The sequence below is a fragment of the Streptomyces sp. NPDC005803 genome (assembly GCF_040630435.1).
GTDB lineage: Bacteria > Actinomycetota > Actinomycetes > Streptomycetales > Streptomycetaceae > Streptomyces.
Genome location: NZ_JBEXXO010000020.1, coordinates 119,607 through 137,929, shown reverse-complemented (window position 1 = coordinate 137,929; position 18,323 = coordinate 119,607). Strand labels below are relative to the sequence as shown.

18 protein-coding genes are annotated in these 18,323 nt (G+C 71.6%); 12 read left to right on the top strand and 6 right to left on the bottom strand.

Going from position 1 to position 18,323, the window contains the following annotated elements:
• The first annotated feature begins 187 nt into the window (after window positions 1-187).
• Window positions 188-1,717, top strand: coding sequence for a VCBS repeat-containing protein (locus tag ABZ454_RS26715; RefSeq protein WP_359541554.1), 1,530 nt, complete (start codon window positions 188-190; stop codon window positions 1,715-1,717).
• Window positions 1,718-2,028: 311 nt separating this feature from the next.
• On the opposite strand, the gene ABZ454_RS26710 is transcribed toward ABZ454_RS26715, so the two are convergent.
• Both ABZ454_RS26710 and ABZ454_RS26705 read right to left on the bottom strand, forming a co-directional pair.
• Window positions 2,029-2,220, bottom strand: a complete 192-nt coding sequence (locus ABZ454_RS26710) for a hypothetical protein (protein WP_356324868.1) — start codon at window positions 2,218-2,220, stop codon at window positions 2,029-2,031.
• A gap of 11 nt (window positions 2,221-2,231) precedes the next feature.
• On the bottom strand, window positions 2,232-3,083 hold the full coding sequence (locus ABZ454_RS26705; RefSeq protein WP_356324866.1) for a helix-turn-helix transcriptional regulator: 852 nt from the start codon (window positions 3,081-3,083) through the stop codon (window positions 2,232-2,234).
• Window positions 3,084-3,245: 162 nt separating this feature from the next.
• Between ABZ454_RS26705 and ABZ454_RS26700 the strand changes: the two genes are divergently transcribed.
• Complete coding sequence (locus tag ABZ454_RS26700) at window positions 3,246-3,785, top strand: ATP-binding protein (protein WP_359541552.1); 540 nt, start codon at window positions 3,246-3,248, stop codon at window positions 3,783-3,785.
• An 81-nt stretch (window positions 3,786-3,866) separates the two neighbouring features.
• On the opposite strand, the gene ABZ454_RS26695 is transcribed toward ABZ454_RS26700, so the two are convergent.
• The gene (locus ABZ454_RS26695) at window positions 3,867-6,185 is read right to left on the bottom strand and encodes a VCBS repeat-containing protein (RefSeq protein WP_359541551.1); all 2,319 of its coding nucleotides are present in this window, start codon (window positions 6,183-6,185) and stop codon (window positions 3,867-3,869) included.
• A gap of 92 nt (window positions 6,186-6,277) precedes the next feature.
• Between ABZ454_RS26695 and ABZ454_RS26690 the strand changes: the two genes are divergently transcribed.
• The 5 genes from ABZ454_RS26690 to ABZ454_RS26670 all read left to right on the top strand — a co-directional run bounded on the left by ABZ454_RS26690 (window position 6,278) and on the right by ABZ454_RS26670 (window position 10,750).
• Entirely contained in the window at window positions 6,278-6,433 is a 156-nt protein-coding gene (locus ABZ454_RS26690; protein WP_359541548.1) for a hypothetical protein, read from the top strand.
• Between the two features lie 486 nt (window positions 6,434-6,919).
• Window positions 6,920-8,119, top strand: a complete 1,200-nt coding sequence (locus ABZ454_RS26685; protein WP_359541545.1) for a polymorphic toxin-type HINT domain-containing protein — start codon at window positions 6,920-6,922, stop codon at window positions 8,117-8,119.
• Window positions 8,106-8,501 carry a CPCC family cysteine-rich protein gene (locus ABZ454_RS26680; RefSeq protein ID WP_359541543.1) on the top strand — a complete coding sequence of 132 codons (396 nt, stop codon included), beginning with the start codon at window positions 8,106-8,108 and terminating at the stop codon, window positions 8,499-8,501. Before ABZ454_RS26685 ends, ABZ454_RS26680 begins: the two co-directional genes overlap by 14 nt.
• A gap of 123 nt (window positions 8,502-8,624) precedes the next feature.
• Complete coding sequence (locus ABZ454_RS26675) at window positions 8,625-9,860, top strand: hypothetical protein (protein WP_359541540.1); 1,236 nt, start codon at window positions 8,625-8,627, stop codon at window positions 9,858-9,860.
• 107 nt (window positions 9,861-9,967) lie between these two features.
• Entirely contained in the window at window positions 9,968-10,750 is a 783-nt protein-coding gene (locus ABZ454_RS26670; RefSeq protein WP_359541539.1) for a sensor domain-containing protein, read from the top strand.
• A 163-nt stretch (window positions 10,751-10,913) separates the two neighbouring features.
• Here the strand turns inward: ABZ454_RS26670 and ABZ454_RS26665 are convergent, their stop codons facing one another.
• On the bottom strand, window positions 10,914-11,285 hold the full coding sequence (locus tag ABZ454_RS26665; RefSeq protein ID WP_359541536.1) for a DUF192 domain-containing protein: 372 nt from the start codon (window positions 11,283-11,285) through the stop codon (window positions 10,914-10,916).
• A gap of 103 nt (window positions 11,286-11,388) precedes the next feature.
• On the opposite strand from ABZ454_RS26665, the gene ABZ454_RS26660 reads away from it, so the two are divergent.
• The 3 genes from ABZ454_RS26660 to ABZ454_RS26650 all read left to right on the top strand — a co-directional run bounded on the left by ABZ454_RS26660 (window position 11,389) and on the right by ABZ454_RS26650 (window position 13,829).
• Window positions 11,389-12,270, top strand: coding sequence for an A24 family peptidase (locus ABZ454_RS26660; protein ID WP_359541534.1), 882 nt, complete (start codon window positions 11,389-11,391; stop codon window positions 12,268-12,270).
• Window positions 12,271-12,331: 61 nt separating this feature from the next.
• Window positions 12,332-13,138, top strand: coding sequence for a class I SAM-dependent methyltransferase (locus ABZ454_RS26655; protein ID WP_359541531.1), 807 nt, complete (start codon window positions 12,332-12,334; stop codon window positions 13,136-13,138).
• Window positions 13,139-13,370: 232 nt separating this feature from the next.
• On the top strand, window positions 13,371-13,829 hold the full coding sequence (locus tag ABZ454_RS26650; RefSeq protein WP_356324696.1) for a hypothetical protein: 459 nt from the start codon (window positions 13,371-13,373) through the stop codon (window positions 13,827-13,829).
• Window positions 13,830-13,984: 155 nt separating this feature from the next.
• Here ABZ454_RS26650 and ABZ454_RS26645 read toward each other — a convergent pair whose 3' ends face one another.
• On the bottom strand, window positions 13,985-15,139 hold the full coding sequence (locus ABZ454_RS26645) for a winged helix DNA-binding domain-containing protein (protein WP_359541527.1): 1,155 nt from the start codon (window positions 15,137-15,139) through the stop codon (window positions 13,985-13,987).
• 52 nt (window positions 15,140-15,191) lie between these two features.
• On the opposite strand from ABZ454_RS26645, the gene ABZ454_RS26640 reads away from it, so the two are divergent.
• A complete protein-coding gene (locus ABZ454_RS26640) occupies window positions 15,192-15,716 on the top strand; it encodes a hypothetical protein (RefSeq protein ID WP_359541525.1) in 525 nt (174 codons plus the stop codon).
• 326 nt (window positions 15,717-16,042) lie between these two features.
• Here the strand turns inward: ABZ454_RS26640 and mgrA are convergent, their stop codons facing one another.
• Window positions 16,043-17,083 (bottom strand): L-glyceraldehyde 3-phosphate reductase, encoded by a 1,041-nt coding sequence (gene mgrA, locus ABZ454_RS26635; protein WP_356324702.1) that lies wholly within the window; start codon window positions 17,081-17,083, stop codon window positions 16,043-16,045.
• 196 nt (window positions 17,084-17,279) lie between these two features.
• Between mgrA and ABZ454_RS26630 the strand changes: the two genes are divergently transcribed.
• Window positions 17,280-18,041 carry an isoprenyl transferase gene (locus ABZ454_RS26630; RefSeq protein ID WP_356324705.1) on the top strand — a complete coding sequence of 254 codons (762 nt, stop codon included), beginning with the start codon at window positions 17,280-17,282 and terminating at the stop codon, window positions 18,039-18,041.
• Window positions 18,042-18,323 lie beyond the last annotated feature (282 nt).

Below are 18,323 nucleotides of genomic sequence, written 5' to 3'. Positions count from 1 at the left end.
GAGCATGTCAAATCGTTCACGCCGGCGTCCGCGCTCCGTGCGCGCCCGCCTCATCGCTGCTTGCGCGGGTGTGGCGGCCATGGCCGGCATGTCGCTGTCGTCCCCGGCGGTCGCGGATTCAGTGCCGCCGACTGCGCCCAAGGCCTTGCCCCGGGCGGACTTCTTGGGAGACGGACTGGGCGCGATCATGTATCGCCCCCTCACCGGCCCGTTCTGGCTGACGAACCCGGTGAGCAGGTCCTTGGCGTACCAGTTCTTCCTTGAGGAGGACCTTCCGGGCGATGTCTCCTTCAAGGACTACGTTCCGGTCGGTGACCAGGACGGCGACGGTGCACCCGAGCTCCTCGTGCTCACCACCGACGGGACGCTCAGCTTGGTGCGAACCCCGCCGGATGGAAACGGGGCATACGTGGGAGAGGCGAGCCGGGTGGGGTCCGGCTGGCAGATCTACAACAAGGTCCTGTCGCCGGGCGACCTCAACGGTGACACCCTGGCGGATGTCCTGGCCCGGACTCCGGGCGGCGAGCTGTACTTCTACGCTGCCACCGGTAACAAGGACGTGCCGTTCGGGCGGCGTATCAAAATCGCCAGTGGCTGGGAGATCTACGACCAACTGGTCGGGGTCACGGACAACGACGGCGACGGTGTCGGCGACGTCGTCACCCGTACGCCCTCGGGACAGCTCTTCTTCCACTCCGGAATCAGCGGCGTGGCACCGGCGTTCAAGGCGCCTGTCAAGCTCGGCGCCGGGTGGGGCGTGTACAACCAGATCGCCGGTGGCGACGACATGGACGGTGACGGCAACGGCGACCTCGCGGCCAGGACGGTCGACGGGTCCCTCTACATCTACAAGGGGCTCGGCCAGGGAAGCTTCGCGCAGCGGACCCAGGGCCTGTGGACCAGTGGTTGGGAGAGGGGTGATGTGATCCTCGGCGCGGGAGGAAACCCCGCCTACGGTAAGTCCCGCATTCAGGCTCTCGGCACGGACGGCAAGCTCTACACGTACGAGACACTCGGCAACGGCTTGCTGGCTCCGCGCCGTCAGGCGCCGTCGCCCTACAAGTGCGAGGGCTCGTACGGCGGCACGAGGCTGATCAGCTTCATCTCCGATACCGCTCTCGACAAAAGCCCTGAGATGCTCGCGGTGTGCAAGAACGGGTGGCTGACCGGCGGAACCGATGGCCAGTGGGCCATTGGCGGGGGGTGGGGCATCTACAACACTCTGCTCGGCCCCGGAGACCTCACCGGCGACGGCAAGGGCGACCTGCTCGCACGTGACACGTCCGGCCATCTCTACCTCTACCGAAGCACCAGCAGCGAGTTCCCCCCGTCTGTCCCGTCCTTCGCCTCCCGGATCCAGGTTGGCGGGGGCTGGGGTGTCTACGACCGGATCGTCGGCGCGGGGGACTACACGGGCGACGGGCGGGCCGACATCGTCGCGCGCACGACGGCAGGAGTCCTGTACCTGTACGCCGGGACGGGCAGCGCCTCCGCCCCGTTCGGTCCCCGCGTCAAGGTGGGCGCCGGCTGGCAGATCTACAGCAAGCTCGCAGCCATCGGGGACGTGGACGGTGACGGCAGGGGCGACATCCTCGCAGCCGACCGCAGCGGCCACCTCTACCGCTACTCCTCGACCGGTACCGCCACGGGGTCTGGACTCTTCCGCGCCCGAGCGCTGATCGGTGGCGGTTGGAACACCTACCGCGAAATCAACTGAGGGCTCGGTACGCTCCAGCCGATGCCGTGGCGGGTGCGGCGATGTTGCCGTCCAGGGTCAGGTTCAGGCCGTAGATCAGTTTCCGCATGGCGCCAGTCTTCCGTGAGCCGGTCTCACGTTCACAGACCGGCGCGGCGCGGGACCTCACTCCACCTCACGGCCGATGCCCTATGCACCGCGCATACGGCATCGGCCGTGAGGCGTTTGCGGGACACCCCGGCACCGAGTTCATGCGGCCGATCCACGAGGAACAAGCTTCTGACCGGCGCGCACCCGGCCCCGGGGATGCCGCGGTGCCGGGCGGCCCGCCGTCACAGCAGGTGATCGGCCTTGCCGGCCTTGATGTCCCGGATCATCTGCTGGAGCGCCTCACGGCTGTCGGTGAGACAGTGGTCCTCGGCGCCGGCGACGGCGAGGTAGCTGTTGCCCCGCTCGTCGGTTCCGATGCGGTAGCAGGAGTTGCCCTCGCCGCAGAACGCTTCTTCCCATATGACGTCCGACATCGGTCATCTCCTCAGAGTTGGCGTGCGATGTTGTGAATGAAGTCCCGCGACTTGCCAGGCGGCAGTGCGATCTCCTCCATCCAGTCGAGGTGGGCTCGGTACTTGGCCAATTGGGGGCCCGAGTGCACGAAGAGGGGCCCGTGCGAGTTGTCGATCTGGACGGTGTCGAGTTGAGGCGCCGGCCCTTCGGCGTACAGAACCGTCTGTCCCGCTCCGGGGAACGCCCCAGCCTCGAAGGGGATGACCAAGAGCGTCACATGCGCCTGCTCGGACGTCACCAGCAGATGGTCGAGTTGGGCGCGCGCCACACTTCTGCCGCCGAACTGCATGCGCAGTGCTGCCTCGTGCACGATCGCTGTGTACGGAGGGGGTGTAACCCCCTTCAGGACCTCTTGTCGTTCGACGCGGTGGGCGAGCCGCAGTGCGATCTCCCGTTCCGAAAGCTTGGGAACTACCACGCGGAACAGGGCCAGTGCGTGGTCCGAGGTCTGGAGAAGGCCGGGGATGTGCATCGAGTACGCGGCTCGCATGCGGTGCGCGTACGCCTCCAGCTCGGCGATGTCGAGCAGACCTGGAGGCAGCGTGCCTCGATATCTCTCCCACCAGCCCCGGCCGGTGGGTTGGGCCATCTCGACGAGACCTTGGACGTAGGTTTCGTCTGTGCATGCACAGCTCCGGGCGAGCGTGCGCAGGCGATCCGCGCTGATGGGTCGGGCACCGGACTCGATGTTCGAGATCTTGCCCCGGTCCACGCCGAGCAGGCCGGCTGCGGACTCCGCCGAAACGTCGGCCGATGTGCGCATCCGCCGGAGCTCGGAACCGAGCCGCTTCTGACGTTCGGTGGGAGAGGTCCTGGCTGCCATCCCGTTCCTTTCCGCATGCGATCAACGGCAGTCTGCCGCCTGAGCGGGCTGCCCCACCACGAAAGGGTTCAAAGCTCGTCGTCCGCATCCGCGAGAGCCGTCCGTGCGCACCCACGGGAAGAGAGACGCCGCCAACCTGTCACCCGTACAAGGGAGTCCCTCATGCACGCCGCTTCACTCGCCGCTCTCTGTCCGGCCGTCGCCGAGACGCGGATGCCGTTCCCGGACGCGTACGCGCCCTCCGCCCGGCACCGCCCGCCGCAGCCGTACCTCCGTCCGAAAGGCGGCTCGGGGCGGTCCGCGCCCCGCCTTTCCTTGAGCTTCACCCTCCCCGGCGACATCCGCAGCGCTGGTATCGCCCGCACGGCGACCAAAGTCGCGCTGGAGTCGCACGGCCTCGCGTCGTACGTCTGGCCGGTGACGTACGCGGTCACCGAACTGGTCTCGGTCACCGCCAGGATGAGCCCCGGCCGGGAGCTCTACGTCATCCTGCGCCACCGCGACGACGCGGTGCGACTCCTGGTGTGGGACCAGCATCCGCACCACACCGCACCCGACATGGCCGCACTCTGCGCGGTGCGGCGCCGGCGGGCGCTCTGGCTTCTGACGGCCGTCGTCGACGACTGGGGAGGGGAGTGGGGTACGTGCCGGGCGGAACAGCCCCAACGCGGCACCAAGTCCTGGCTGGTCCTGCCCCATTGAGGGTGGCGGCCCTGGGCCGGAGCGGCGGGCGCGTGTCTGTGCGCGCGGCGCCGCCCCGGCCTCGGGCTCAGAGGAGAGGTGTCAGAACCCGGCCTCGTAGGAGACGTCGGAGGGCAGCACGCCGCTTCCCTTCCCGCCCTTGAACGGCGCGCGCCAGTCGCCGGTGCCCGCGTAGAAGTACGCTCCGGGACTCGAGCCCTGCTTCAGCGCGAGCAGGTCCGGGCGGCCGTCGCCGTTGCCGTCACCGATGCCGACGACGTCCTTGTACGTGTTCCAGCCCGACCCGATCTTCGTACGGGCGGCGAAAGTGCCGTCGCCCTTGCCGAGGTAGAGCCAGAGGACACCGGTCTTGTCGCGTGCGACGAGGTCTCCCGTCGCCGCTCCGGCGAGGTTGCCCGCAGCGGTGAGCTGGTTGTAGACGCCCCAGCCACCGCCGATCTTCTTCCGTGCGGAGAACGGGGAGTTGGCGTTGCCGGTACCGCTGTAGAGCCAGAGGGCGCCGGACTTGTCCGTGGCGACCACATCGGCCCTGCCGTCGTTGGTCAGGTCGCTGCCGCCCGCGAGCTGGTCGTAGATTCCCCAGCCCCCGCCGATCTTCGTCCGGGTGCCGAACGTCTTCGCCCCGAGGCCGGTGCCCTCGTAGAGCCAGAGCACGCCGCCCTTGTCCCGGGCGATCGTGTCGCTCACCGAGGTGCCCGCCACGTTTCCGACGGACTCCATCCGGTCGTAGACCTGCCAGCCGGGACCGACGTTCCAGGTGCCCCCGTGGACGACGTTGTCACCCGCCGCCGACCGTTCCACGGCGAGACGCACCAGGCCACCGCTCGCATTGCGGACCAGTACGTCGGGGGTGCCGTTGTCGTCATAGTCGTGCGGGGCCACGGGACGAGTCACGGTGAACCGTCCGCCGGTTCGCAGCTCGGGGCCGATACCGTCGTCCGGTCGAGCCACGATCTCCCAGGTGTACTCACCGTTGAGGGCGGGGCCGGTGGAGCCGTCGGACGTCAGTTCCTTGCCGTCCCAGTGCATGCCGACCGTCCGCCGGGCCGGCGTTCCGCCCTCACTCACGAGCGGCCACTGCCTGCGCTGTCCGGTCCGTACGTGGACCAGGGTCGCCCACACGTACGCGTCACCCCGGGACAGGTCCCAGTCCAGGTCGATGCCCTTGTCGAGCTGCGCACCGGTGATCGCGGCTGGGACGGTGTGGCCGAGGAGGGTCACGGCGGTCGCCTGACCGGTCGGGGCGACCATCGTGGCGACGGGCTTCCCGTCGACTCCGAGGGCGACCCGGTACAGGCCCTCCCCCTCCGCGGACGTGCCGCCCCGCACCATCAGGGACCCGTCCGGCGCGGGGGCGGAGGACGAGAGGTGCGTGAGGAGCTGGATCGTTTCGCCGGTCTCCGCCGACTCGGCGACGAAGGGGCGCGGGGCCGTGGGGGTATGGCCGGCGTACGGTCCCTCGCCGTACTCGAGTGCGCGGGGCTCCCCCAGGGTCACCCAGTCGCCGAGCAGGTGGAAGTCGTCGCCGTAGTAGCCCTCCGCCTTGAGCTGCTTGCGCTCGTCCGTGCCGCGACGGGCGACGCGGATCGTCCGGACGGCGTCGTTCGCCTCGTGCCACGCCACATGGGTGTCGGAGACGGCGGCCTCGGTCATGCGCCAGGGATCGCCTGCCTGGACATGCTGGGACACGATGGCGGCGGTGGCGAGGTCGACGACGGCCTTGCCGCGGACCTCGTTGTACCCCAGTCCGCAGTCGAACAGTGCGGTGTTCGCCGTATAGGCCGTCGCGTTGAGGTCGCAGACCCCCGACGGCATGCCGGACACCACGCGGTCGGTCAGGGACCCGCCCCCGGCGGTGACGAGGTGGGGCTGCCAGCCCTTCTCCGGGTCGTCCACCATGACGATCAGGGTCGAGCCGATCGCGCCACGGAACCAGTAGTCCTCGCCGAGTCCGGCGAGGTCCACCTCCACCGGCGGGGCCGACGGCGTGGCCATGTCGTGGATCCGAAGGAACCGGCTGTCGCCGATATCCGCCGCGTCCCCCGTCACCACGATGTCCGAGACCCCGCCGGTCACCGAGGCGGCGGCGGGAAGGGCGGTGGACGTGCCGTCCGCGTACCGCGTCCAGCGGTACTCGGGGGTGGTGGCGTTGGTCCGCGACAGGAAGCCGGTGGTGCCGGCGCTGACGATCTCCGCGTCGAGCGGGAACCGTACGGTCGCCTCCCGCGGCGCCGAGTCGGCGGCGGCCGACTGCACAGCGGCGGGGGTGCCGCGCGTCGCGGCGGTGGCCGGCACGGTGGCCAGAGTGCCTCCGGTGGCGGCGAGGACGGCGGTGACGGCGAGGGCCGTCAGGCGTCGACCGGGTCTGTGCTTGTGCTCCTGGGCACGCGTGCGATGCAAATGCGCTCCTCTTCTAGAACGCAGGACATTAGCCGGTACGTGGGTTCGGTTCTCGACCGGGGGAGCCTCTGCCGCACGCCTACGCAAGCCCGTTGAGCCTCAGCGCGCCGGCCGCGTGGGCGCCTGCCGGGAAGCGCGAGGCGGGACCGCGACCGTCCGTCGAGTCGGTCGTCGAGATGGACCGGGAACTGCGCGACGCCGGTGCGCTCGAGCCGCTCCTCGCCCCCTTCGAACGTGCCCCGTCCTGACGCCGGGGGAGGTCGGAGACGCGCGCTCTCCTTGCGCTTCCGGGCGGGCCCGACCGTACGGCGATTTAGGTCTGTGGGCCCAATACGCCCGGGTGTGGCCGTCGTTACCGTGGGCCTATGTCACGGGTGGGGAAGTCGCAGCGTCGGGTGCGTCGGTGGGTGCGGCGTGTGGTGCCGCGTACGGGTGTGCGGTTGCCGGTGGTGGGGCGGCGGGGTGATCGGGGTCAGGGTGCGCTGGAGTATCTGGGTCTGACGTTGGTGGTCGTGGCGGTTGTCGGTGCCTTGGTGGCTACGGGGATCGGTGCGGATTTGACGGCGAAGATCGGGGTGCAGGTCTGCCGGATCGGTGGTGGTGGGGACTGTGGTGGGGATGGTGGTGGTGAGGCGGGGGGTGGGCAGAACGCTCCGGGTCAGGGGGATCCGGCTTCGGACAGGAATGCCGATGGATCGCCGAAGTCGCCGGAGCAGGTGGCGTACGACAAGGCGTTGAAGGATCTTCAGGACGCGCAGAAGGACGAGAAGTCCAACAGTGACAAGGCGATCGACGCGGCGAAGGAGCTCGCGAAGATTCTCGCGGACGAGTTGGGGATCACGGATGCGTTGGACTGCATCACCAAGGGGGATATGGGTGCGTGCACCGAGACGTTGATCAATGTGTTGTTGAGTCTGGTCGGTGGTGCGGTCGGGAAGCTCGCGGCGAAGTACGGGGCGCCGTGGAAGTGGAAGAAGGCCTACAAGCTCATCCAGGCGCTGAAGAAGCACGGCGGTGATCTCTACGACGGGCTGAAGGGGCTCCTCAAGAGCCGGAAGAAGGTCAAGGACGCCGAGAAGGCCCTGGAGGACGCGGGCAAGAAACTCGACGACACCAAGAAACCCAAGAAGGACGACAAACCCGACGACACCAGGAAACCCCCGTGCACCAAGCACAGCTTCCTGGCCGGCACGCCGGTGCTCCTCGCCGACGGCAGCCGCATCCCCATCGAGGCCGTACGCGTCGGGATGCTCGTCACGGTCACCGACCCCGCGGGCGGCCTGACCACCGTCCGCCCGGTCACCGACACCATCCGGACCTACAGCGACCGCGCGTTCACACAGCTCCAGGTCGGGGTCGACGGCCGCACCGCCGCGCTCACCGCCACGGACACGCACCCGTTCTGGCTGAACGGACGGAACGGCTGGGTGGACGCGGGCGACATCCGCCCCGGCGACCGGCTGCGGACACCCGCCGGGACCTCGCTCACGGTCCGGTCCGTGTCCCACTACCAGCAGCGGCAGACCACGCACGACCTCACCGTCAGCGGCATCCACACCTACTACGTGGGGATCGCCGGACAGAACGCCCTGGTCCACAACTGCGACGAGTGGACCAGCAAGGGGAACCTCGACGAGCACTACCAGAAGCACGGTGATGAGATGGGGTACGAGTCGCAGCGCGAGTACGAGGAAGCGGCGAAGGACCTGATGTGCGACTGCGACGGCGGCCGGCCGGGCGTGCTCGTCAAGGAGGCGTCGGAGGACGGCACCGTCCGGTACTTCGATCCCGCCACGGGCGAGTACGGGATGAAGAGCAAGAAGGGCATCATCTCCTTCTACAAACTCGACGGTGGCCTGGCGGCGTTCAAGGGGATGCCGGGCACGATGCGGCGCAGGAGGCCGAGGATGCGACGTGCGCGTGAACGGGTCTGACGGGGACCGGTTGGGCCGGTACCCTTGTGTCGCCTGCGGCCACACGGTTTTCGAGGACCCGCCCGGCTCCTCGATGATCTGCCCGGTCTGCAAGTGGGAGGACGACGCCTCACAGTTGCGCTGGCCCACGATGGAACGGGGCGCGAACCGTGTCTCGCTCGTCGAGGCCCAGCGCAACTACGCCTCCGTCGGCGTGAGCGAGGAACGGTTCGCGCGCCACGCCCGCCCGCCGGAGGCCGGGGAGGACGTCGCGCCCGGCTGGCGGGCCGTCGGCCCCAGGGACTCCTTCGAGGCGCCCCTCGTCCAGGACAGGCCCTGGCCCGCGGACCGGACGGTTCTGTACTGGTGGACGCAGCGCTTCTGGCGACGCGCCGACCGGTGAGTCCCGCCGACGGGGAGCGGGGCGGCGCTGAGCGGCGCCGCTCCTGAGTGCGGTGCGCTGCGGCCCCCGGCCGGGCCCGGGGGCCCCGCCGGGCGGGGCCGGCCGGCAGACATAATCGGCCGTATGCCCCCCGGCCCTTCCCCCCAGGTCACCCCCACCCGCCCGCGCCCGGAACACCGGCCGGCCCGTGGACAGGTCGCCGCCGCCCTCACCGCGGCCGCACCGGCACTCGGCGCGTACGCCGCGGTGCGGATCGTCGGGCTCGTCGTCTTCTGGGCCGCCGCGTCAGCCGCGGGGAAGGACGCGCCGCACCTGCTCTCGGAGCGCTGGGACTCCCTCTGGTACCAGCGGGTCGCCGAGAACGGATACGGATACACGGTCACGCTCCCGGACGGGGGCGTCCACTCCGACCTGGCGTTCTTCCCGCTGCTGCCCGCGCTGGAGCGCGGCATCGCGGAGGTGACCCCGCTCGGCCTCGCGGGCGCCGGGCTGCTGGTGGCCTGGAGTGCCGCGCTCCTGGCCGCCTGGGGGATCTTCGCCGTCGGGGCCCGGCTGCGCGGGCGCCGGGCCGGGGTGGTGCTGGCCGCGCTGTGGGGGGTGTACCCGACGGCGTTCGTCCAGTCGATGGCGTACACCGAAACGCTGTTCACGGCGCTCGCCGCCTGGTCGCTGTACGCCGTGCTGACCCGGCGATGGATCGTCGCCGGAGGTCTGTGCGTACTCGCCGGGCTGACCCGGCCGTCCGCCGCCGCGCTCATCGCCGCCCTCGCGATCACCGCCGCTGTCACCCTCGTACGCGCCTACCGGAGCCGCGACGGTGCGGGAAGCACTCCCGAGACCACCACGGCGACCGCCCTCGCCGGGATCGTCCGCCGCCACGGCCGGATGCTCCTCGGGGTGGTCGTCGCGCCGCTGGGCTGGCTCGCGTACGTGGTGTTCGTCGCGGTGCGCGAAGGGCGTCCGTTCGCCTACTTCGACGTCCAGGCGCAGTGGGGCAACAGCATCGACGGCGGCGCGGCCCTCGCCTCCTTCATCCTCGGCCTGCCGCTGCCCGCCATGCTCGGCCTGTGCGCGGCGCTGGCCGCCCTCGGGTGGCTGGTGTCCCTGTGCGTGCGGCAGCGCCAGCCGCTGCCCGTACTCGTCTACGGCATCGCGGTCGTCGTCATCTCGCTGATCGGCTCCGGGTACTTCGGCTCCCGGCCCCGGCTGATGATGCCCGCCTTCCCGCTCCTGCTGCCCCCCGCCGTGGCGCTGCTGCGGCTGCGTTCCCCGTCCCGGACCGCGGCGGTCGTCGCGGTGCTCGCCGTGGCCTCGGCGGCCTACGGGGCGTGGACGCTGCTCGGCTCCGGCCCGCCGTGACTTGGGTCCCTGGGCCCAAGCTTCCGGACCGCTCCGGTTGTTAGCGTGCGGTATCCGTGCGGGAACGACATCGGCGGCAGCGGTCCGCCGGTCAGGAGCGGTCAGTGATGAAGGCACGTACGGCAGCCATGGCGGCCACCACAGCAGTGCTCTGCCTCGCGGCCGTCGCCTGCGGGCCCGACGGGAAGACGTCCGGGCAGGACGGCGGGAAGGCCGCGGGCGCGACCGCGAAGCCGAGCGGGACGCCCTCCTCGAACCCCGCCGCGAGCGACTCCGCCGCCCCGCCGCCCACGTCGACCCCCACGAGCAGCGGCAAGGTCCTCGACAAGGCCGGTCTGGCCGGCATCGCCCTGACCACCGGTGAGGTCGGGAACTACGTGGTCACGCCCCTGCAGGGGGGCGAGGAGAGCGGCACGGAACGCTCCGAGAACGAGGACTGCCGGCCACTCGTGTCGGTGATCAACGGCGCGCCCCAGCCCGCCCCGGCCGCCACCGTCTTCCGTACCGTCATGGACAAGTCGGAGGAGGGCAAGGACGACCAGACCGTCGTCACCGAGATTCTCACCGCCCACCCCAAGGACGCGGCGCAGCAGCTCATGCGCGGAGTGCGGGACGCGGTCCGGGCCTGCGCGGGCGGCTTCCGTACGTCGAGCGAGGACGGCCCTTCCACGTACAGCGAGGTCAAGCGGCTCCCGCTGCCTCCGGCGGGCCAGGAGAGCATCGCCTACCAGGTGACCGGGAGCGTCGAGGGGGACAAGGTGCCGCTGGTCTTCCAGCTGGTGCGTACCGGCTCGACCGTCGTGACCTTCTACGTGGCCGACTTCGTCACGGGGAAGACTCCGCAGCTCCCGGCCGAACTCGTCGCCGCCCAGGCCGCCAAGCTCCCCTGACACCGGCCTCAACCCGCCGGGGCGCGAGAGTTGCCCGGCACCCACCGCACGTACGCGCGCCGGGCCAGGCTGCTTCGCAGGCCCCGCGCGGGACCGCTTCGGCGGCGGGCGCCGCTCCCGCCGCCGCGCGGCCGGCCGCAACGGCCCCCGCCGGGGCCGCCGTTCAGCCGGTCTGCGCGATCCTCACCTGCATGCCGGGCCGCAGCCCCCACTTCGTCATCGCGCCGGCCTCCGACTCGATCACGTGCCGGGCCCGCAACCGGGGCAGGCCCAGCCGCCCGGGCTTCATCGTGTGCACCGCCACCACGTTGAACTTCCGGTCCAGGTACGCCACGTCGATCGTGAACCGCATCCGGAAGGAGTGCACGCTCCCGCACGGCGTGATCATCAGCGCGCCGTCGATCCCGTCCTGGCCGAGCAGACCACGGCTCCGGTGACGGTACGAGGCCGCGATCCGCAGCGGCACCTCCGTCTCCCGTTCCCCGTCCCGGTCGGTGATCGTCAGCGTTCCCGTTCCATTGCGCCATCCAGCCATGGCCCCGACGGTAGCGCCACGTGAGGGGCTGTGGGTCCGTAACGGCGAGCAGTGGGCCCCAGGGCCCATGACCGCCGCCCGCGGGGAGCCTAGGGTCGGTGACGTGTACGCCATCCTGATCGGGGTCGCCGCCCTCTGGGGAGCCGCGACCGGACTGCTCGTCCCGCGCGCCGCCTACCGGTTCTCCGTCGAACCGGATGACGCGTGGCGGGACGCCTGCCCCGCCGGCCACGCCCTCACCGGGCCCGGCCGCGGCTGGCTGGGCTCCACGCGCTGCACGACGTGCGCCGAGGTGGGCGCGGCCGTCGCCGTGCGCACCGCCGCCGGGGCGGGGCACACCGGGCCGGATCCGGTGGACGACGCCGGGCCGGAGCCGTCCGGCGACGCCGAGGAAGCCGACGGCCCCGACGCCGCACCCGCCGCCCCGCGCGGGAGCGGTCCGCGCTACGCCCCGCGCGCCCTCGCCCCCGTCGTCACCGCCCTCGGCTGCGCCGCCCTCGCGGCGGCCACCGGCACCCGGCCCGAGCTCGCCGTCTGGCTGCTGCTCGCCCCCGTCGGCGTCCTCCTCGCGACCATCGACCGCCGGGTCCACCGGCTGCCCGACCAGCTGACCCTGCCGGCCGCGGCGGCGGCTGTCGCACTCCTCGGCCTCGCCGCCCTGCTGCCGGAGCACGGCGGGGCCTGGCTGTCCGCCCTGCTCGGCGGAGCCGCCCTCGGCGCCTTCTACTTCCTGCTCTTCCTCATCAACCCGAACGGAATGGGCTTCGGCGACGTCAAGCTCGCCCTCTCCCTGGGGGTGGCTCTCGGCTGGTACGGCTGGGCCGTCGTGTTCGCCGGCGGGTTCGCCGGGTTCCTGTTCGGCGCGGCGTACGGGCTCGGGCTGGTGCTGACGCGCCGCGCCGGACGCAAGACGGGCATCCCCTTCGGCCCGTTCATGATCACCGGAGCACTGCTGGGCATCCTGCTCGGCGCACTGGCCGCCTGAGCGGTCCGGCGCGCGGAGAATGCGGTCGCGGGCGGCGCCGCACGGATGTCACCATCCCCGTATGACCACCACACCCGATGACGCGGGAGCAGGCGCGGAAGCAGCGGAACGGGCCCGGTTCGATGCCCTGGTCGCCGAGGCCGATGCCGTCTCCGTGGCCGGCTGGGACTTCTCCTGGCTCGACGGCCGGGCCACCGAGGAGCGCCCGTCCTGGGGGTACGCCCGCGCCATGGGGGAGCGCCTCGGCAGGGCGAGGGCGGCGCTGGACATCCAGACGGGCGGCGGCGAAGTGCTCGCCTCCGCACCGAAGCTGCCGCCGCTGATGGCGGCCACCGAGGGCTGGCCGCCGAACGTCGCCCGCGCCACCGCCCTGCTGCACCCGCTGGGAGCGGTGGTGGTCGCGGACGAGGACGAGCCGCCGCTGCCGTTCGGTGACGCGGCCTTCGACCTGGTGGTCAGCCGCCACCCGGTGACCACCTGGTGGGAGGAGATCGCCCGGGTCCTGGCCCCCGGGGGCACGTACTTCTCGCAACACGTGGGCCCGGCCAGTGTGTTCGAGCTCGTCGAGTACTTCCGCGGACCGCAGCCGCCCCAGGCACGTGGTGCCCGGGACCCGGAACAGGCGCGCGCCGCGGCCGAGGCGGCCGGTCTCGACGTCGTCGACCTGCGGATGGAACGGCTGCGCACCGAGTTCCTCGACATCGGCGCCGTCGTCTACTTCCTGCGCAAGGTGATCTGGATGGTGCCCGGTTTCACCGTCGACGCGTACCGGGCACCACTCGCGGCGCTGCACCGCCGGATCGAGACCGAGGGGCCGTTCGTCGCCCACACCACCCGCTTCCTGATCGAGGCACGCAAACCCGGGTGAGACCGAACTCCCTGCCCGGGCCCGAAGGATGGCACTCTGGTCGCTAGTGCCGCGTCAGCCAAGGTTCGCCCCGTCGCGACGCCATGCACGCACTCTCGCCGCACCAGCCGAAAGCCCTAGTACATCCAGTACGAGGACTTCCGGCCGGCACGCCGAGAGCACGCACCTGACGCCGCTCCTTCACGGGCAAACCTTGACTGACGCGGCACTAGCGCACCGGAAGGAGCAGGCCATGAGGGTCGGGAACGACGAGGAAGCGGCGCGCGGCCCGCGGCAGGGGAACGCCGAGTGGCTCAGGGGGGCCCGGATCGTGGGGGTCCTCGGCATCTTCTACCGGCCCGAGGGGCGCATGGGGGAGCCGGAAGCCGTCGCCTTCCTGCTGGCCGACGGCCAGTCGGTGCTCCTGACCTGCGCGTCCGACGGCACCCTCCACGTCGGCGCCGGAACCTGGCCGCGCCTTCCCGACTGGTGCGTGCCCGCCGCCCAGTGGGAGTTCGCCGCGATGGCCCGGCTGCCCGAGCCGCCCGACGGCGGCTGGACGGTGCTGAGCACCGAGGAGAGCAGGGACGAGCGGGGCGAGGTGCACGAGGCCGTCATCCGCTGCGAGGGCGGCCGCTTCGTGGTGACCGGCGGCGACACCGTGTCCATCCGCTTCACCCGGGGCCACCGCGGCGCGGCCGCGACGAGCTGACGGCCCGCGACCCGTCCCAGGCCCGGGCAGGGCGCCGCCGCACTCCGGAAGGCCGCGGCCGGGCCCGTGGTGGCACCCCTCGACCGTAATCGGGCCCTTGGAGTGCGGCGCCCCTCCACCGTGGCCAGGGCCTTGGAGTGCGTGCGGCACCCCTCCTACGCGTGCCCGCCGACCGTCACCTTCCCCACCGTCAGCTCCGGATTCCCCTCCATCACCTCGCCCGCCCGCGCCACCCGCTGCTCCAGCTCCCGGAGTTGTCCGGCCGTCAGGGGGGAGAGCGGTTCCACCGTCACCGCGATCCGCCGGCCCGAGCGGCGCTGGTGCCACACCCCGGCGACGGTGCCGTCGACCAGCAGCACCGGGAAGTTCCCCGCCTGGCCGCCCGCGAGCGCCCGGGTGCGGGCCGCACCGGGGAACAGCGTCTCGCGGGGCCGGGACGCGATGACGAACGCGTCGAAGTAGGGCAGCAGCCGGACCCCGCGCACCGGCTGCGAGGGGAAGGCGGCGTCCCCCGCCACCACCCAGGCCGGGCCGCCGTCCTCGTACACCACCTCCTCGATGTCCCCTTCCTCAGCCAGTCCGGCGAACAGGCCGGACGCCCAACGGGCCGGAGCGGCGAGCCAGGTGGCGAAGTCCCGCGGGGTGGCGGGGCCGTACGCGTACAGGTAGCGGCGGGCGAGCGCGGCGAGCGCCGGCGGTCCGTCGAGCGGGGTGACGTCCGGGCGGGTGTAGGTGACCTTCCGGCCGCGGTCCCGGCCGAAGCAGAGCAGTCCGCGGTGGGACGCCAGATGGGTCACCTGCCGCCACCGGGGCCACAGGGTCTGGAAGGCGGGCATCACGGGCTCGCCGGCCCAGGCGCCGGCGCGGCTGACGACCGCGTCCGTGAGCTCGTCGACGGTCAGCTCCGCGCCGGTCAGCGCGTCACCGATGGCGGCGAGCACCTCCTCGGTCTGCTCCGGAGTCATCCGCACGCTGTCCGGGTGGACGCTGCGGCCCACCGGCAGGGCCGACAGCGCACCGGTCCACAGCGGCAGTTCGTCCGCCGGCACCAGGTGGACGGTGCCGCGCGGCCCGAACGTCCTGACGAGGGTCCGGTCTTCCCACAGGGCCGTGCGTACGTCGGCGCGGGTCAGCTCCCGGCTCCGCAGCCCCACGGAGAGTTCGGCGGCGGACATGACCTGCGCGTGCGCGGCCGGCATCGACCTGACCACGGCGGCGGGGGCGGCGTTGAGCGGGTCCGTCAGCCCCTGGCGCTCCATCCGGCGGCTGTTCGCGCCGGCCCAGGTCACGGTTGCGCTGCGTGTCGTCATGATGCGGAAACTACCGACCCATCAGGTCAGCTCCTGTCCCATACTCACCTCCATGACCTCTGTGAGACGCACCGCCCGGATCCTTGCCGGAGCGGCCCTGCTCGTCGCGGTCCCGGTTCTCGCCGGGTGCGGTACGGAGCGGGTCTCCGACAGCCCGCCCGCCGCCGGCCGCCCCTCGCCGGCAGGCCCCACGCCGTACGGCGAGGAGGGCCCCGGCGACACCAACCCGCACTACGCCGAGAACCACGCCTTCCAGTCCACCCTCGACCTGTCCCCCGCCGACCGGGCCAAGGGCGACACGGAGGTGGCGAGGGTGCGCACGGGGCTGGCCGGCATCGCGGACGGGCGGAAGTCCGACGCGACGAGGATCCGCGCCGCGCTGACCGCTCTGGGGTACGCCCCGGAGACCATCACCACCCGCGCCCTCCCCCCGCACGGCGTCACGTTCGTCCTGGCGCTCGGCACGATCTGTGTGGACGGCTCGCTGGACGGCACGGCCGGCGGGCGCGTCACCGCCGAGGCGCACGGCCGCTACATGGAGGGCACGGGCTGCGTGAAGCCGCAGGGCGGCCACTGACGGAGCGGCGGAACGGGGGCGCGGCCGGCGGAATGTGCACATCCTGTGTACGTCCTGCGGGCGTCTTCGGCGTCAAGGGGGCGCCACCGGACGTTCGTGCAGCTCCAGGCCGTGCGGAGCACCGGATTCCGTGCCCGTAGGGGAGTTCCGCACATTCGGAGAGTAATTATTCGGTGGCGTGGCACCCAGCATCACTTACGAAGGGTTATGGTGGAAACCCCCCCTCGGGCCGGTCCGTAACCCCCCCCACGGACCGGCCCGTTTTTTTGTGCCCCGGTACCGCCGGGTCCGTACCGCAGGCGCGGACGTGACCCCCGGCGGTCTTCTCAGCCCCGTCCGGCCCAGATGTTGGCGCCCGCGGTGTCCACGGCGAAGGCGTCGATCTCCTTCAGTTCCCCGGCGGACAGCGCCGGGCCGGCCAGTGCCGCGACGTTCTCCTCCAGCTGGCCCACGCTCGACGCGCCGATCAGGGCCGACGTCATGCGGGGGTCACGGAGCACCCAGGTGAGGGCCAGCTGGGCGAGCGACTGGCCGCGGCGGCGGGCGATGTCGTTCAGCCCGTTCAGCCGGCGGACCACCTCGTCCGAGAGCAGCCGCGGATCGAGGGACTTGCCCTGCGTGGCGCGCGAACCCTCCGGGATGCCCTGCAGGTACTTGCCGGTCAGCAGCCCCTGGGCGAGGGGCACGAAGGAGATGCAGCCCATGCCGGCCGTCTCCAGGGTGTCCAGCAGCCCGTCGTCCTCGGTCCAGCGGTTGATCATGGAGTAGGACGGCTGGTGGATCAGGGCCGGCACCCCCATCTCCCTGAGCAGCCGGGCCGCCTCGGCGGTCTGCTCGGAGGTGTACGAGGACACCCCCACGTACAGCGCCTTGCCCTGGCGCACGGCGGAGGCCAGCGCCCCCATCGTCTCCTCCAGCGGAGTGTCCGGGTCGAAGCGGTGCGAGTAGAAGACGTCGACGTAGTCGAGCCCCATCCGCTTCAGCGAGGCGTCGAGCGAGGACAGCAGGTACTTGCGCGAGCCCCACTCCCCGTACGGGCCGGGGTGCATGTCGTACCCCGCCTTCGTGGAGATGATCAGCTCGTCGCGGTACGGGGTGAAGTCCTGCGCGAAGATCTTCCCGAAGTTGAGCTCGGCGGAGCCGGGCGGCGGGCCGTAGTTGTTGGCCAGGTCGAAGTGGGTCACGCCGAGGTCGAAGGCGCGGCGCAGGATGGCCCGCTGGGAGCCGAGCGTGCGGTCGTCGCCGAAGTTGTGCCAGAGGCCGAGCGAGACGGCCGGGAGCTTGAGGCCGCTGCGGCCGCTGCGGCGGTACTCCATCGAGTCGTACCGCGAGGCGGCGGCCTGGTAGGGGGAAGAAGAATCAGTCACGTTTCCCTCCTTATCACGGACTTGTGACAGGCCGGGTTGGGCCGGTGCGCCGCCTGCGCAGTAATGTGGCGGCTTCGGGACTGCCACGGCACGGCGGGGCGATCGCCCCCTTCCGGTGCGGCGATCCCCAGGTGGACGACCCCGTACCCCGGGCATAGGGGCGGGCGTGCCCGCACGGAACCGAGAGGTGGACTCAGTGAACTTGCGCGACCTGGTGTACGGGCTCTACGCACGCCGGGTGGAGGCCCGCCTCGATCACGCCCAGGTGCCCAAGCACATCGGCGTCATCCTCGACGGAAACCGGCGCTGGGCGAAGGCGTCCGGCGGCACCGCCGCGCAGGGGCACCAGGCCGGGGCGGACAAGATCAAGGAGCTTCTCGGCTGGTGCAGCGAGACGGACGTCGAGGTCGTCACGCTCTGGATGCTCTCCACGGACAACTTCGACCGGCCCGAGTCGGAGCTCATCCCGCTCCTCGGCATCATCGAGAACACCGTGCGCGACCTGGTCGCGGACGGCCGCTGGCGCGTCCACCACGTCGGCACGCTCGACCTGCTGCCCTCGCACACCCAGACGGTCCTCAAGGAGGCCGAACAGGCCACCGTGGGGGTCGACGGAATACTGGTCAACGTCGCCGTCGGGTACGGCGGGCGCCAGGAGATCGCCGACGCGGTCCGCTCCCTGCTGCTCGACCACGCCGAGAAGGGCACCTCCTTCGAGGACCTGGCGGAGATCGTCTCCACCGACCTGATCTCCGAGCACCTCTACACCCGGGGACAGCCGGACCCCGACCTCGTGATCCGCACCAGCGGTGAGCAGCGGCTGTCGGGCTTCATGCTCTGGCAGAGCGCGCACTCCGAGTACTACTTCTGCGAGGTCTTCTGGCCGGCGTTCCGCCGCGTGGACTTCCTGCGGGCCCTGCGCGACTACGCCGCCCGCCACCGCCGCTACGGCGGCTGAGGGGCTGGTCCCCGCAAGTCACGGCCCGTCCCGGCGCGCGGGGACGGGCCCGGCCGGGTGGCGTGCCCCTACGCGGAGCCACGGACCACCACTCCCCGCTCACCCCGCCCGTCCCGGGCGGCATGGCTTGGCGCGTTCGAGGGCATACCCCTGACAGGTCGACGTCCGGTCACCAACCAGGCGGACGTCGTGTCCAAGTGAGCGGCATGGAGTCCGCTCGCCCGGGAGGCCCTTTGCACACGAAGGACCGTACATACAGTGCGGCCGACGCGGAGGGCCGGC

What these genes read in the sequence shown, in the direction of transcription:
- ABZ454_RS26710 (WP_356324868.1), bottom strand. Translation starts at nt 2,220, where the DNA reads ATGTCGGACGTCATATGGGAAGAAGCGTTCTGCGGCGAGGGCAACTCC.
- ABZ454_RS26700 (WP_359541552.1), top strand. Translation starts at nt 3,246, where the DNA reads ATGCACGCCGCTTCACTCGCCGCTCTCTGTCCGGCCGTCGCCGAGACG.
- ABZ454_RS26705 (WP_356324866.1), bottom strand. Translation starts at nt 3,083, where the DNA reads ATGGCAGCCAGGACCTCTCCCACCGAACGTCAGAAGCGGCTCGGTTCC.
- ABZ454_RS26665 (WP_359541536.1), bottom strand. Translation starts at nt 11,285, where the DNA reads ATGGCTGGATGGCGCAATGGAACGGGAACGCTGACGATCACCGACCGG.
- ABZ454_RS26650 (WP_356324696.1), top strand. Translation starts at nt 13,371, where the DNA reads ATGAGGGTCGGGAACGACGAGGAAGCGGCGCGCGGCCCGCGGCAGGGG.
- ABZ454_RS26645 (WP_359541527.1), bottom strand. Translation starts at nt 15,139, where the DNA reads ATGACGACACGCAGCGCAACCGTGACCTGGGCCGGCGCGAACAGCCGC.
- ABZ454_RS26670 (WP_359541539.1), top strand. Translation starts at nt 9,968, where the DNA reads ATGAAGGCACGTACGGCAGCCATGGCGGCCACCACAGCAGTGCTCTGC.
- ABZ454_RS26715 (WP_359541554.1), top strand. Translation starts at nt 188, where the DNA reads ATGTATCGCCCCCTCACCGGCCCGTTCTGGCTGACGAACCCGGTGAGC.
- ABZ454_RS26640 (WP_359541525.1), top strand. Translation starts at nt 15,192, where the DNA reads ATGACCTCTGTGAGACGCACCGCCCGGATCCTTGCCGGAGCGGCCCTG.
- ABZ454_RS26655 (WP_359541531.1), top strand. Translation starts at nt 12,332, where the DNA reads ATGACCACCACACCCGATGACGCGGGAGCAGGCGCGGAAGCAGCGGAA.
- ABZ454_RS26675 (WP_359541540.1), top strand. Translation starts at nt 8,625, where the DNA reads ATGCCCCCCGGCCCTTCCCCCCAGGTCACCCCCACCCGCCCGCGCCCG.